A 15,039-nucleotide genomic window follows, 5' to 3' on the forward strand; every position below is an offset into this window, starting at 1 on the left:
TTCCTTACTCAGCACTGCTGCTGAAATCGAGATCTTGGCCTGGCTGAAGGGAGATAACTGCCTTCTTCCAGTCATTACGCTTGCCCAGACCGCGAGCAGTGCGCTTGCTCTTACCCAGAACATTCAGGGTAGTAACGCGCTCTACTTTGACGCTGAACAGGCTTTCGACGGCCTTCTTGATTTCCAGCTTGGTTGCATCGGTTGCAACCTTGAAAACGAACTGGCCTTTCTTGTCTGCCAGAACCGTAGCCTTCTCGGAAACGTGCGGGCCAAGCAGAACTTTAAATACGCGTTCCTGGTTCATCCCAGCAGCTCCTCGAATTTCTTCACGGCCGACACGGTGATCAACACCTTGTCGTATGCGATCAGACTGACCGGATCGGAACCCTGCACGTCACGAACGTCGACGTGTGGCAGGTTGCGAGCAGCCAGGTACAGGTTCTGATCAACAGCGTCAGACACGATCAGGACGTCAGTCAGACCCATGCCATTCAGCTTGTTCAGCAGATCTTTGGTTTTCGGTGCTTCAACAGCGAAGTCCTGAACCACGACCAGACGATCAGTACGCACCAGCTCAGCAAGGATGGAACGCATTGCTGCGCGGTACATCTTCTTGTTCAGCTTCTGGGAGTGATCCTGAGGACGAGCTGCGAAAGTGGTACCGCCGCCACGCCAGATTGGGCTACGGATAGTACCGGCACGAGCACGGCCAGTACCTTTCTGACGCCATGGGCGCTTACCGCCACCAGAAACGTCGGAACGGGTCTTTTGCTGCTTGCTACCTTGACGGCCGCCGGCCATGTAGGCCACGACTGCTTGGTGAACCAGCGTCTCGTTGAATTCGCCGCCAAATGTCAGTTCGGAAACTTCGATCGCTTGAGCGTCATTTACATTTAATTGCATGTCAGCTTCCCCTTAACCGCGAGCCTTGGCTGCTGGACGTACAACCAAGTTGCCGCCAGTAGCGCCAGGAACAGCACCCTTGACCAACAACAGATTGCGTTCAGCGTCCACGCGCACTACTTCGAGGGACTGCACGGTCACGCGCTCAGCGCCCATATGACCGGACATTTTTTTGCCCTTGAATACACGACCAGGAGTCTGGCACTGGCCGATAGAGCCTGGAACGCGGTGGGATACGGAGTTACCGTGGGTGTTATCTTGCCCGCGGAAGTTCCAACGCTTGATCGTACCCTGGAAGCCTTTACCTTTGGACTGACCGGTTACATCAACCAGTTGACCAGCAGCGAAGATTTCAGCGTTGATCAGATCGCCGGCCTGGTACTCGCCTTCTTCAAGGCGGAATTCCATTACGGTACGACCAGCGGCTACGTTCGCCTTGGCGAAGTGGCCAGCTTGAGCAGCTGTTACACGCGAAGCGCGACGCTCGCCGACAGTGACTTGCACTGCACGATAGCCATCGGTCTCTTCAGTTTTGAACTGGGTGACGCGATTCGGCTCGATCTCAATGACCGTGACCGGAATGGAGACACCTTCTTCGGTGAAAATACGGGTCATACCGCATTTACGACCGACTACACCAATAGTCATGTTGTAAACCTCATGAGTGTACGGGGCTTTCACCCGCTATGGCCGCCCATTTCAGAGCGTTACACGACTAAGACCGAGTCTTAGCCGAGGCTGATCTGCACTTCCACACCGGCCGCAAGATCAAGCTTCATAAGAGCATCAACGGTTTTATCCGTTGGCTGGACGATGTCCAGAACGCGCTTATGAGTACGGATCTCGTACTGGTCACGCGCGTCTTTGTTGACGTGCGGGGAGACCAGAACGGTGAACCGCTCTTTACGGGTAGGCAGTGGAATTGGACCACGCACTTGAGCACCAGTACGTTTCGCGGTTTCCACGATTTCCTGGGTGGATTGGTCGATCAGGCGATGGTCAAAAGCCTTCAACCTGATACGGATTTGCTGATTTTGCATTGGATTTCAGACTCCGGCTGCTATTCCCACCGGGCGCAATACGCCCGTTAAAAGGAGGCGCAATTCTATAGACGCCCCTGATAGGTGTCAACCTAATAAAAAAGCCCCCGCTAAGCGGGGGCTTTCCTGTTCATCGAGTCAACTCTGAAAGAGTCTTATTCGATGACTTTGGCTACGACGCCAGCGCCGACGGTACGACCGCCTTCACGGATAGCGAAACGCAGGCCGTCTTCCATTGCGATGGTCTTGATCAGAGTGACAGTCATCTGAATGTTGTCACCTGGCATTACCATTTCAACGCCTTCTGGCAGCTCGCAGTTACCAGTCACGTCAGTTGTACGGAAGTAGAACTGTGGACGGTAGCCTTTGAAGAACGGAGTGTGACGACCGCCTTCTTCCTTGCTCAGAACGTAGACTTCTGCGGTGAACTTGGTGTGCGGCTTGACGGTGCCTGGCTTGACCAGAACCTGGCCACGCTCAACGTCGTCACGCTTGGTGCCGCGCAGCAGTACGCCGCAGTTCTCGCCAGCACGACCTTCGTCGAGCAGCTTGCGGAACATTTCAACGCCGGTGCAGGTAGTTTTCTGAGTGTCGCGCAGACCGACGATCTCAACTTCTTCCTGGATACGGACGATGCCACGCTCAACACGACCAGTCACAACAGTACCGCGACCGGAGATCGAGAATACGTCTTCGATTGGCATCAGGAACGGCTTGTCGATAGCACGCTCTGGCTCTGGGATGTAGCTGTCCAGAGTTTCCACCAGCTTCTTGACAGCAGTGGTGCCCATTTCGTTGTCGTCTTGGCCGTTCAGAGCCATCAGAGCCGAACCGATGATGATTGGAGTGTCATCACCTGGGAAGTCGTAAGTGCTCAGCAGGTCGCGCACTTCCATCTCAACCAGTTCCAGCAGCTCAGCGTCGTCAACCATGTCAGCCTTGTTCAGGAAGACAACGATGTACGGAACGCCTACCTGACGGGACAGCAGGATGTGCTCACGGGTTTGTGGCATCGGACCATCAGCGGCCGAGCAAACCAGGATCGCGCCGTCCATCTGGGCAGCACCGGTGATCATGTTTTTTACGTAGTCGGCGTGACCTGGGCAGTCAACGTGTGCGTAGTGACGCACGGACGAATCGTATTCAACGTGAGCGGTGTTGATGGTGATACCGCGAGCTTTCTCTTCCGGGGCGCTGTCGATCTTGTCGAAGTCAACCTTGGCCGAACCGAAAACTTCGGAGCAGACACGGGTCAGAGCAGCGGTCAGGGTGGTTTTACCGTGGTCAACGTGGCCGATGGTGCCAACGTTGACGTGCGGTTTGTTCCGTTCAAATTTTTCTTTAGCCACGACAATTAACTCCTAGCTTAAAGGGGCTGGATCAGCCTTGCTTTTTGGTAACAGTCTCGACGATATGCGACGGAGCTGTATTGTATTTTTTGAATTCCATAGAGTAGCTTGCGCGACCCTGAGACATGGAGCGAACGTCGGTTGCGTAACCGAACATCTCACCCAACGGAACCTCGGCGCGGATAACCTTGCCGGAAACCGTATCTTCCATACCCAGAATCATGCCACGACGACGGTTAAGGTCGCCCATGACATCACCCATGTAGTCTTCAGGCGTAACGACTTCTACCGCCATGATAGGTTCAAGCAACTCACCACCGCCCTTCTGGGCCAGTTGCTTGGTAGCCATGGAAGCAGCCACCTTAAACGCCATCTCGTTGGAGTCGACGTCGTGGTAAGAACCGTCGAACACAGTCGCCTTCAGGCCGATCAGCGGATAGCCGGCAACAACGCCGTTCTTCATCTGCTCTTCGATACCTTTCTGGATCGCCGGGATGTATTCCTTAGGAACCACACCACCAACGACTTCGTTCAGGAATTGCAGACCTTCCTGACCTTCGTCAGCCGGTGCAAAACGGATCCAGCAATGACCGAACTGGCCACGACCGCCGGACTGGCGAACGAACTTGCCTTCGATTTCACAGCTCTTCGTGATGCGCTCACGATAGGAAACCTGAGGCTTACCGATGTTGGCTTCGACGTTGAACTCACGGCGCATCCGGTCAACCAGGATGTCCAGGTGCAGCTCGCCCATGCCGGAGATGATCGTCTGACCAGTCTCTTCATCAGTCTTGACGCGGAAAGAAGGGTCTTCCTGAGCGAGCTTGCCCAGAGCGATACCCATTTTTTCCTGGTCGTCCTTGGTCTTAGGCTCAACGGCAACCGAGATAACCGGCTCCGGGAAGTCCATGCGAACCAGGATGATTGGCTTGTCAGCGTTGCACAAGGTTTCACCGGTGGTGACGTCCTTCATGCCGATCAAGGCCGCGATGTCGCCAGCGCGCACTTCCTTGATTTCTTCACGGGCGTTTGCGTGCATTTGCACCATACGACCCACGCGCTCTTTCTTGCCTTTTACCGAGTTGATCACGCCGTCGCCGGATGCCAACACGCCCGAGTAAACTCGAACGAAGGTCAAGGTACCCACGAATGGGTCAGTAGCGATCTTGAACGCCAAAGCCGCGAACGGCTCGTCGTCACTTGCGTGACGCTCCATTTCCTCTTCCTCGTTATCCGGGTTGGAACCCTTGATAGCAGGAATGTCGGTTGGAGCAGGCAGGAAGTCGATAACGGCGTCGAGAACCAGGGGAACGCCCTTGTTCTTGAAGGAAGAACCGCAAACAGCCAGAACGATCTCACCAGCGATAGTACGCTGACGCAGAGCGGCCTTGATTTCCTCGTTGGAGAGTTCTTCGCCCTCGAGGTACTTGTTCATCAGCTCTTCATTGGCTTCGGCCGCAGCCTCAACCATGTTGCTGCGCCATTGCTCGGCTTCTTCCAACAGCTCGGCAGGAATTTCCTTACGAACAGGGACCATGCCCTTGTCGGAGTCATTCCAGTACACGGCCTGCATGTTGATCAGGTCGATCTGGCCCTGGAAGTTGTCTTCCGAACCGATAGCGAGCTGGATAGGCACCGGAGTGTGACCCAGACGCTGCTTGATCTGACCGATCACGCGCAGGAAGTTGGCACCAGCACGGTCCATCTTGTTTACATAAACAAGACGTGGAACACCGTATTTGTTGGCCTGACGCCATACGGTTTCCGACTGAGGCTCAACGCCCGAAGTACCACAGAACACAACGACCGCGCCGTCGAGTACACGCAGGGAACGCTCAACTTCAATGGTGAAGTCTACGTGGCCCGGGGTATCGATAACGTTGAAGCGATGCTCGTGCGGGTACTGCTTCTCGGAACCTTTCCAGAAGGCGGTAATAGCAGCAGAAGTAATGGTAATACCACGCTCCTGCTCCTGAACCATCCAGTCTGTGGTCGCGGCGCCGTCATGCACCTCGCCCATTTTGTGACTTTTGCCGGTGTAAAAAAGGACGCGCTCGGTGGTGGTGGTCTTACCAGCATCCACGTGAGCAACGATACCGATGTTACGGTAGCGGTTAATCGGTGTAGTACGAGCCATAAAGCCCTCGCAAATTGAGTGACGCTAAAATTAGAAGCGGTAGTGCGAGAAAGCCTTGTTGGCTTCAGCCATACGGTGCACGTCTTCACGCTTCTTAACTGCAGCACCTTTACCTTCAGCAGCGTCCAACAGTTCACCAGCCAAACGCAGGGCCATGGACTTCTCGCCGCGCTTGCGGGCGAAGTCTACCAGCCAGCGCATTGCCAGGGCGTTACGACGGGAAGGACGAACTTCGACCGGAACCTGGTAAGTAGCACCGCCTACACGGCGCGACTTCACTTCGACCAGCGGAGCGATGGCGTCGAGAGCTTTCTCGAAGATTTCCAGGGGATCGCTGTTCTTGCGTTCCTTAACTTTGTCCAGTGCGCCATAAACGATACGTTCGGCAACGGCTTTCTTGCCGCTTTCCATAACGTGGTTCATGAACTTGGCGAGAATCTGGCTTCCGTATTTCGGATCGTCCAGAATCTCACGTTTGGCTGCTACGCGACGTCTTGGCATGATAAGCCCTCAAGCGGTCTTCAGGTTAGCCCGGGACAGCGGATGCGTGCCCGACCTTACTCTTATCGACTCAATAAAAATGAAAAACTGCAAAACGACCGATTACTTCGGACGCTTGGTACCGTACTTCGAGCGACCCTGGTTACGACCTTTAACGCCGGAAGTATCCAAAGAACCGCGGACGGTGTGGTAACGAACACCTGGCAAGTCTTTTACACGACCGCCGCGGATCAGTACCACGCTGTGCTCTTGCAGGTTGTGACCTTCACCACCGATGTACGAGGAAACCTCGAAACCGTTGGTCAGGCGCACACGGCATACTTTACGCAGTGCCGAGTTAGGTTTTTTCGGCGTGGTGGTATACACACGGGTGCATACGCCACGACGTTGCGGGCAGTTCTGCAGCGCAGGCACGTCGGATTTCTCGACGATACGCTTACGCGGCTGACGTACCAGCTGGTTGATAGTTGCCATCTACTAGCTCCACTGTTGTCTTGCGACGCTATTGTCTTACAAGAAAAGCAAAATGGCAGGAACGAATTCCCGCCAAATTTAGGGGATCAAGAGTCTAAAGAGGATCTCGTCCCCAGTCAAGGCAAGGCCCCGACCTCCCCGCCCGCCGAATCTCGACAATTTGTCTCGATCCGCCGAACGGGATGGCCAGGGCCAGGCACTTAATCAACGCCGAACTCAGTTACCGCTCGAGTTCAGTGCTTCGGTCAGTGCAGCTTCCACTTCACTGGCGCTCACGCGCAGCGGCTTGTCTGCATCACGACGACGCTTGCGTTCGCTGTGATAGGCCAAACCGGTACCGGCCGGGATCAGACGACCCACGACCACGTTTTCTTTCAGGCCGCGCAAGTAGTCGCGCTTGCCGGTTACCGCCGCCTCGGTCAGTACGCGAGTGGTTTCCTGGAAGGAAGCCGCCGAGATGAACGATTCGGTGGACAGCGACGCCTTGGTGATACCCAGCAGTACGCGAGTGAACTTGGCAAGGAACTTGTCCTCGTTCGCCAGACGCTCGTTTTCCACCAGCACGTGAGTCAGTTCCATCTGGTCGCCCTTGATGAAGCTGGAGTCGCCAGACTCGGAGATCTCAACTTTACGCAGCATCTGACGCAGGATGGTCTCGATGTGCTTGTCGTTGATCTTCACGCCCTGCAGACGATAAACGTCCTGGATTTCGTTCACGATGTACTTGGCCAGCGCACTGACACCCAGCAGACGCAGGATGTCATGTGGATCGCTCGGACCGTCGGAGATAACTTCGCCGCGGTTTACCTGTTCGCCTTCGAAGACGTTCAGGTGACGCCACTTAGGAATCAGCTCTTCGTACGGATCGCTACCGTCGTTCGGGGTGATAACCAGGCGGCGCTTGCCCTTGGTCTCTTTACCGAACGCGATGGTGCCGCTGACTTCAGCCAGAATCGAAGCTTCTTTCGGACGACGAGCTTCGAACAAGTCGGCAACACGCGGCAGACCACCGGTGATGTCGCGGGTCTTCGAAGTTTCTTGCGGGATACGAGCGATAACATCACCGATCGCGATCCGCGCACCGTCCGCAACACCGACCAGGGCGTTGGCTGGCAGGAAGTACTGAGCGATTACGTCAGTACCTGGCAGCAACAGATCCTTGCCGTTGTCGTCGACCATCTTCACGGCCGGACGGATGTCCTTGCCTGCAGCTGGACGATCTTTTGCGTCGAGCACTTCGATGTTGGTCATACCGGTCAATTCGTCAGTCTGACGCTTGATCGTGATGCCTTCTTCCATGCCCACGTAGGTCACGGTACCTTTCATCTCGGTGACGATTGGGTGAGTGTGCGGATCCCACTTGGCCACGATGGCACCAGCGTCGACCTTGTCGCCTTCCTTCACCGAAATCACGGCACCGTACGGCAGCTTGTAGCGCTCGCGCTCACGACCGAAGTCGTCGGCAATCGCCAACTCACCGGAACGGGACACGGCGACCAGGTGACCGTCGACACGCTCAACATGCTTCAGGTTGTGCAGGCGGACAGTACCGCCATTCTTCACCTGAACGCTGTCGGCCGCGGAGGTCCGGCTTGCCGCACCACCGATGTGGAACGTACGCATGGTCAGCTGGGTACCCGGCTCACCGATGGACTGGGCAGCAATAACGCCGACCGCTTCACCGATGTTCACCTGGTGACCACGTGCCAGGTCGCGACCGTAGCACTTGGCGCAGATGCCGTAGCGGGTTTCACAGCTGATCGGCGAGCGCACGATCACTTCGTCGATGCTGTTGAGCTCGATGAATTCGACCCACTTCTCGTCAACCAGGGTGCCAGCAGGAACGATGACGTCCTCGGTACCCGGCTTGAATACGTCACGGGCGATGACACGACCCAATACGCGCTCACCCAGCGGCTCTACAACGTCACCGCCTTCGATGTGCGGAGTCATTACCAGGCCATGCTCGGTGCCGCAATCGATCTCGGTCACAACCAGATCCTGGGCAACGTCTACCAGACGACGAGTCAGGTAACCGGAGTTCGCCGTTTTCAACGCGGTATCCGCAAGACCCTTACGAGCACCGTGAGTGGAGATGAAGTACTGGAGTACGCTCAAACCTTCACGGAAGTTCGCAGTAATCGGGGTCTCGATGATGGAGCCGTCCGGCTTGGCCATCAGGCCACGCATACCGGCGAGCTGACGGATCTGCGCAGCAGAACCCCGCGCACCCGAGTCGGCCATCATGTACATCGAGTTGAAGGATTCCTGGTCGACTTCCTTGCCATGGCGGTCGATGACCTTCTCTTTCGAGAGGTTGGCCATCATGGCCTTGGATACTTCGTCGTTCGCCTTGGACCAGAGGTCGATCACCTTGTTGTACTTCTCGCCCTGGGTTACCAGGCCGGACGCGTACTGGCTTTCGATCTCTTTCACTTCTTCGGTGGCTGCACCGATGATGCGGGCTTTTTCATCAGGGATAACGAAGTCGTTAACACCGATGGAAACGCCGGAGATGGTCGAATAGGCAAAACCGGTGTACATCAACTGGTCAGCGAAGATCACGGTCTCTTTCAGACCAACCACGCGGTAGCACTGGTTGATCAGCTTGGAGATCGCCTTTTTCTTCATCGGCAGGTTGACGACATCGAAGGACAAGCCTTTCGGCACGACCTGGAACAGCAGCGCACGGCCGACGGTGGTGTCGACGATACGAGTGTTGGTCACGCTGTTGCCATCACGATCGTTTACGGTTTCGTTGATCCGCACCTTGACCTTGGCGTGCAGTGCGGCTTCGCCGGCACGGAACACACGGTCAACTTCCTGCAGGTCCGCGAACACACGACCTTCGCCCTTGGCGTTGATCGCTTCACGAGTCATGTAGTACAGCCCCAATACAACGTCCTGCGACGGAACGATGATTGGCTCACCGTTGGCTGGCGACAGGATGTTGTTGGTCGACATCATCAACGCACGCGCTTCGAGCTGGGCTTCCAGCGTCAGCGGTACGTGCACGGCCATTTGGTCGCCGTCGAAGTCGGCGTTGTACGCAGCACAGACCAGCGGGTGCAGCTGGATAGCCTTACCTTCGATCAGTACCGGTTCAAACGCCTGGATACCCAGACGGTGAAGGGTCGGTGCACGGTTGAGCAGCACTGGGTGTTCGCGAATCACTTCGGCAAGAACGTCCCAGACCTCTGGCAGCTCGCGCTCGACCATCTTCTTGGCGGCCTTGATGGTGGTCGCAAGACCACGCATTTCCAGCTTGCCGAAGATGAACGGTTTGAACAGTTCCAGGGCCATTTTCTTTGGCAGGCCGCACTGGTGCAGACGCAGGGTCGGGCCTACGGTAATTACCGAACGACCGGAGTAGTCAACACGCTTACCGAGCAAGTTCTGACGGAAACGACCCTGCTTACCCTTGATCATGTCAGCCAGGGATTTCAGAGGACGCTTGTTCGAACCGGTGATAGCGCGGCCGCGACGACCGTTGTCGAGCAATGCGTCCACCGCTTCCTGCAACATACGCTTTTCGTTGCGCACGATGATGTCCGGAGCGGACAGATCGAGCAGGCGCTTCAAGCGGTTGTTACGGTTGATCACCCGACGATACAGATCGTTGAGGTCGGAAGTCGCGAAACGACCGCCATCGAGCGGAACCAGCGGACGCAGGTCTGGCGGCAGTACCGGCAGAACGGTCAGCACCATCCACTCTGGCAGGTTGCCGGAACCCTGGAAGGCTTCCATCAACTTCAGACGCTTGGACAGCTTCTTGATCTTGGTTTCGGAGTTGGTTTGCGGAATCTCTTCACGCAGACGACCAATCTCGTGCTCCAGGTCGATAGCGTGCAGCAGTTCGCGGACAGCTTCGGCACCCATGCGGGCATCGAAATCGTCGCCGAACTCTTCCAGCGCTTCGAAGTACTGTTCGTCGTTGAGCAGCTGACCTTTTTCAAGAGTGGTCATGCCTGGATCGATAACGACATAGCTCTCGAAGTAGAGAACGCGTTCGATATCACGCAGGGTCATGTCCATCAGCAGGCCGATACGGGACGGCAGCGATTTCAGGAACCAGATGTGGGCAACCGGCGAGGCCAGTTCGATGTGTGCCATGCGCTCACGACGAACTTTTGCCAGCGCGACTTCAACGCCGCACTTCTCGCAGATCACGCCGCGATGCTTCAAGCGCTTGTACTTACCGCACAGGCACTCGTAATCCTTTACCGGGCCAAAGATCTTGGCGCAGAACAGACCATCACGCTCGGGTTTGAACGTACGGTAGTTGATGGTTTCCGGTTTTTTTACTTCACCGAACGACCACGAACGGATCATCTCAGGCGAGGCCAATCCAATACGGATGGCGTCGAACTCTTCGACTTGACCCTGGTTTTTCAGCAAATTCAGTAGGTCTTTCAAGGCCTTTCCTCCTGGCGGAGCAGAGAGCGGGCAAAACAGCCCCGCTCTCGATTCGCGTCACGTGTTATTCGGTTTCCAGATCGATATCGATGCCGAGGGAACGAATTTCCTTGATCAACACGTTGAAGGACTCGGGCATGCCCGGCTCCATACGGTGATCGCCGTCCACGATGTTTTTGTACATCTTGGTCCGGCCGTTCACATCGTCCGACTTCACTGTGAGCATTTCTTGCAGAGTGTATGCAGCACCGTATGCTTCCAGTGCCCAGACCTCCATCTCCCCGAAACGCTGACCACCGAACTGCGCCTTACCACCCAGCGGCTGCTGGGTAACCAGGCTGTAAGAACCGGTAGAACGAGCGTGCATCTTGTCGTCTACCAAGTGGTTCAGCTTCAGCATGTACATGTAGCCAACGGTAACCGGACGCTCGAACTTGTTGCCGGTACGACCATCGAACAGCTGCATCTGGCCGCTTTCTGGCAGGTCCGCCAGTTTCAGCATGGCCTTGATTTCGCTTTCCTTGGCACCGTCGAACACCGGGGTAGCCATTGGAACGCCGCCGCGCAGGTTCTTCGCCAAGTCCAGGATTTCCTGGTCGGAGAAGGTGTCCAGCTCTTCGTTGCGCCCGCCGATCTCGTTGTAGATCTCGTGCAGGAACTTACGCAGATCAGCGACCTTGCGCTGCTCTTCGATCATGCGGTTGATCTTCTCGCCCAACCCTTTGGCCGCGAGGCCCAGGTGAGTTTCGAGAATCTGACCAACGTTCATACGCGAAGGTACGCCCAACGGGTTGAGAACCACATCGACCGGGGTGCCATTGGCATCGTGCGGCATGTCTTCAACCGGCATGATCACGGAGACCACACCCTTGTTACCGTGACGACCGGCCATCTTGTCGCCCGGCTGGATGCGACGACGGATTGCCAGGTAAACCTTGACGATTTTCAGCACGCCTGGAGCCAGGTCATCGCCCTGCTGCAGTTTGCGCTTCTTGTCTTCGAACTTGTCGTCCAGCAGACGGCGGCGATCAACGATATAGGCCTGGGCCTTCTCGAGCTGCTCGTTCAGAGCATCTTCAGCCATGCGCAGCTTGAACCACTGGCCATGCTCAAGACCGTCGAGGACTTCGTCGGTGATCTCCTGACCTTTCTTCAGGCCGGCGCCGCCTTCGGCTTTGTGGCCGACCAGGGCGGAGCGCAGACGTTCGAAAGTCGCGCCTTCGACGATACGGAACTCTTCATTCAGGTCCTTGCGGATCTCGTCGAGCTGAGTCTTCTCGATCGACAGTGCGCGAGCGTCACGCTCAACGCCGTCGCGGGTGAAGACCTGTACGTCGATGACGGTACCCTTGGTGCCGGTAGGCACGCGCAGGGAGGTGTCTTTCACGTCGCTGGCTTTTTCACCGAAGATCGCACGCAGCAGCTTCTCTTCCGGAGTCAGTTGGGTCTCGCCTTTCGGAGTGACCTTGCCGACCAGGATGTCGCCCGCGCCTACTTCAGCACCTACATAAACGATACCGGCTTCGTCCAGCTTGTTCAGTGCAGCTTCACCCACGTTCGGGATGTCCGCAGTGATTTCCTCTGGGCCAAGCTTGGTGTCACGAGCCACACAGGTCAGTTCCTGGATGTGGATCGTGGTGAAGCGGTCTTCCTGGACCACACGCTCGGACAGGCAGATGGAGTCTTCGAAGTTGAAGCCGTTCCATGCCATGAACGCGATGCGCATGTTCTGACCCAGCGCCAGTTCACCCATGTCGGTGGACGGGCCGTCGGCCATGATGTCGCTGCGCTGAACCCGATCACCTTTGCTTACCAGCGGACGCTGGTTGATGCAGGTGTTCTGGTTGGAGCGGGTGTACTTGGTCAGGTTGTAGATGTCGACACCGGCTTCGCCCGGCTCTACTTCGTCATCGGCAACACGAACCACGATACGGCTGGCGTCGACGGAATCGATCACACCGCCACGACGAGCCACGACGCAAACGCCGGAGTCGCGCGCAACGTTGCGCTCCATGCCAGTACCTACCAGTGGCTTATCGGCACGCAGGGTCGGTACAGCCTGACGCTGCATGTTCGAACCCATCAACGCACGGTTGGCGTCGTCATGCTCGAGGAACGGGATCAGCGACGCTGCAACCGACACTACCTGCTTCGGCGATACGTCCATCAAGGTGACGTCTTCCGGCGCCTTGACGGTGAACTCGTTCAAGTGACGAACAGCTACCAGCTCGTCGGTCAGGACTTTCTTGTCGTTCATCGTGGCCGAAGCCTGAGCGATCACGTGATCAGCCTCTTCGATGGCAGACAGGAACACGATCTCGTCGGTGACCAGGGCGTCTTTCACCACACGGTACGGGCTTTCGAGGAAGCCATACTGGTTGGTGCGCGCATAGGCGGCCAAAGAGTTGATCAGACCGATGTTCGGACCTTCCGGCGTTTCGATCGGGCATACACGACCGTAGTGAGTCGGGTGTACGTCACGAACTTCGAAGCCTGCACGCTCACGGGTCAGACCGCCTGGGCCGAGTGCGGAAACACGACGCTTGTGGGTGATCTCGGACAGCGGGTTGTTCTGGTCCATGAACTGGGACAGCTGGCTCGAGCCGAAGAATTCCTTCACCGCCGCGGCCACTGGCTTGGCGTTGATCAGGTCTTGCGGCATCAGGCCTTCGCTTTCAGCCATCGACAGGCGTTCCTTGACCGCGCGCTCTACGCGCACCAGGCCAACACGGAACTGGTTTTCGGCCATTTCGCCTACGCAGCGAACGCGACGGTTACCCAGGTGGTCGATGTCATCGACGATGCCTTTGCCGTTACGGATGTCGACCAAGGTCTTGAGCACCGCAACGATGTCATCCTTGTTCAGCACGCCCGAACCTTCGATCTCGGTACGACCGATACGACGGTTGAACTTCATCCGGCCGACCGCGGAGAGGTCATAGCGCTCAGGGCTGAAGAACAGGTTGTTGAACAGGGTCTCGGCAGCATCCTTGGTTGGCGGCTCGCCAGGACGCATCATGCGATAGATCTCGACCAAGGCTTCCAGCTGGTTGCCAGTGGAGTCGATCTTCAGCGTGTCGGAGATGAACGGACCGCAGTCGATGTCGTTGGTGTACAGGGTCTCGATACGAACGACCTGAGCCTTGACGATTTTCGCCAGGATCTCGACGGTGAGCTCGGTATTGCACTCAGCGATGATCTCGCCGGTGGCTGGATGCACGATGACCTTGGCGGTGGTGCGACCCAGGACGTAGTCCATCGGCACCTGCAGCTCTTTGATACCGGCTTTTTCCAGCTGGTTGATGTGGCGAGCAGTAATACGACGGCCTTGCTCGACAATAACCTTGCCCTTGTCGTCCTGGATATCCAGGACCGCGATTTCACCGCGCAGGCGTTGAGGCACCAACTCCAGGCTCAGGTTCTCACCTTGCACATGGAAGACGTTGGTGGTGTAGAACGCGTCCAGCACTTCTTCGGTGGTATAGCCGAGCGCGCGCAGCAGTACCGATGCAGGCAGCTTGCGACGACGGTCAATACGCACGAATACGCAGTCTTTCGGGTCGAACTCGAAGTCCAGCCACGAACCGCGGTAAGGAATGATGCGCGCGGAGTAGAGCAGTTTGCCGGAACTGTGCGTCTTACCACGGTCGTGGTCAAAGAACACGCCCGGGGAACGGTGCAGCTGGGAAACGATTACACGCTCGGTACCGTTGATTACGAAGGTACCGTTCTCAGTCATCAGGGGGATTTCACCCATGTAGACTTCTTGCTCTTTGATGTCCTTGATCGCTTTATTCGACGATTCTTTGTCGAAAATGATCAGGCGCACTTTTACCCGCAAAGGTACGGCGTAAGTAACACCGCGCAATACGCATTCTTTGACATCAAATGCCGGTTCGCCCAGGCGATAACCGACGTACTCCAGCGCAGCATTGCCGGAGTAGCTGATGATCGGGAAAACGGATTTGAAGGCCGCATGCAGGCCCACGTCGCGGAACTGATCTTTAGTCGCTCCCGCTTGCAAGAATTCACGATACGAATCCAGCTGGATGGCCAGGAGGTACGGCACATCCATGACGTCCGGCAACTTGCTAAAGTCCTTGCGGATACGTTTTTTCTCAGTATATGAGTAAGCCATCAGCGTTCCCCAGCTTGGTCACCTGCTTGTTTGGCCCCTCCCGACGGGAGCAGCCAGAAAATCGTGCAAACCCCATGGTTT

The 15,039-nt window shown here is 56.5% G+C and carries 10 protein-coding genes; all 10 read right to left on the reverse strand.

Annotated features, from left to right (window positions below):
• Nucleotides 1–4: 4 nt before the first annotated feature.
• Nucleotides 5–304: a 50S ribosomal protein L23 gene (rplW, locus tag J3P90_RS23265; RefSeq protein WP_002555488.1), complete on the reverse strand. Its 300-nt coding sequence runs from the start codon at nt 302–304 to the stop codon at nt 5–7.
• On the reverse strand, nt 301–903 hold the full coding sequence (gene rplD / locus J3P90_RS23270) for a 50S ribosomal protein L4 (RefSeq protein ID WP_003186057.1): 603 nt from the start codon (nt 901–903) through the stop codon (nt 301–303). Before rplD ends, rplW begins: the two co-directional genes overlap by 4 nt.
• Nucleotides 904–915: 12 nt before the next feature.
• Nucleotides 916–1,551, reverse strand: a complete 636-nt coding sequence (rplC, locus tag J3P90_RS23275) for a 50S ribosomal protein L3 (protein ID WP_003186059.1) — start codon at nt 1,549–1,551, stop codon at nt 916–918.
• A gap of 80 nt (nt 1,552–1,631) precedes the next feature.
• Nucleotides 1,632–1,943 (reverse strand): 30S ribosomal protein S10, encoded by a 312-nt coding sequence (rpsJ, locus tag J3P90_RS23280; protein ID WP_003186070.1) that lies wholly within the window; start codon nt 1,941–1,943, stop codon nt 1,632–1,634.
• Between the two features lie 155 nt (nt 1,944–2,098).
• Complete coding sequence (tuf, locus tag J3P90_RS23285) at nt 2,099–3,292, reverse strand: elongation factor Tu (RefSeq protein ID WP_339481469.1); 1,194 nt, start codon at nt 3,290–3,292, stop codon at nt 2,099–2,101.
• A 31-nt stretch (nt 3,293–3,323) separates the two neighbouring features.
• A complete protein-coding gene (gene fusA / locus J3P90_RS23290) occupies nt 3,324–5,429 on the reverse strand; it encodes an elongation factor G (protein WP_434562044.1) in 2,106 nt (701 codons plus the stop codon).
• A 30-nt stretch (nt 5,430–5,459) separates the two neighbouring features.
• Nucleotides 5,460–5,930 carry a 30S ribosomal protein S7 gene (gene rpsG / locus J3P90_RS23295; RefSeq protein WP_003186074.1) on the reverse strand — a complete coding sequence of 157 codons (471 nt, stop codon included), beginning with the start codon at nt 5,928–5,930 and terminating at the stop codon, nt 5,460–5,462.
• 102 nt (nt 5,931–6,032) lie between these two features.
• Nucleotides 6,033–6,404 carry a 30S ribosomal protein S12 gene (rpsL, locus tag J3P90_RS23300; protein WP_003186084.1) on the reverse strand — a complete coding sequence of 124 codons (372 nt, stop codon included), beginning with the start codon at nt 6,402–6,404 and terminating at the stop codon, nt 6,033–6,035.
• A gap of 216 nt (nt 6,405–6,620) precedes the next feature.
• Entirely contained in the window at nt 6,621–10,820 is a 4,200-nt protein-coding gene (gene rpoC / locus J3P90_RS23305; RefSeq protein ID WP_420767525.1) for a DNA-directed RNA polymerase subunit beta', read from the reverse strand.
• Between the two features lie 64 nt (nt 10,821–10,884).
• Nucleotides 10,885–14,958: a DNA-directed RNA polymerase subunit beta gene (gene rpoB, locus J3P90_RS23310; protein ID WP_420767524.1), complete on the reverse strand. Its 4,074-nt coding sequence runs from the start codon at nt 14,956–14,958 to the stop codon at nt 10,885–10,887.
• Nucleotides 14,959–15,039 lie beyond the last annotated feature (81 nt).

It is taken from the genome of Pseudomonas sp. D3-10, assembly GCF_051132175.1.
Taxonomy (GTDB): domain Bacteria; phylum Pseudomonadota; class Gammaproteobacteria; order Pseudomonadales; family Pseudomonadaceae; genus Aquipseudomonas.

What these genes read in the sequence shown, in the direction of transcription:
- fusA (WP_434562044.1), bottom strand. Translation starts at nt 5,429, where the DNA reads ATGGCTCGTACTACACCGATTAACCGCTACCGTAACATCGGTATCGTT.
- rpoB (WP_420767524.1), bottom strand. Translation starts at nt 14,958, where the DNA reads ATGGCTTACTCATATACTGAGAAAAAACGTATCCGCAAGGACTTTAGC.
- rplW (WP_002555488.1), bottom strand. Translation starts at nt 304, where the DNA reads ATGAACCAGGAACGCGTATTTAAAGTTCTGCTTGGCCCGCACGTTTCC.
- rpsL (WP_003186084.1), bottom strand. Translation starts at nt 6,404, where the DNA reads ATGGCAACTATCAACCAGCTGGTACGTCAGCCGCGTAAGCGTATCGTC.
- rpsG (WP_003186074.1), bottom strand. Translation starts at nt 5,930, where the DNA reads ATGCCAAGACGTCGCGTAGCAGCCAAACGTGAGATTCTGGACGATCCG.
- rpsJ (WP_003186070.1), bottom strand. Translation starts at nt 1,943, where the DNA reads ATGCAAAATCAGCAAATCCGTATCAGGTTGAAGGCTTTTGACCATCGC.
- rplD (WP_003186057.1), bottom strand. Translation starts at nt 903, where the DNA reads ATGCAATTAAATGTAAATGACGCTCAAGCGATCGAAGTTTCCGAACTG.
- rplC (WP_003186059.1), bottom strand. Translation starts at nt 1,551, where the DNA reads ATGACTATTGGTGTAGTCGGTCGTAAATGCGGTATGACCCGTATTTTC.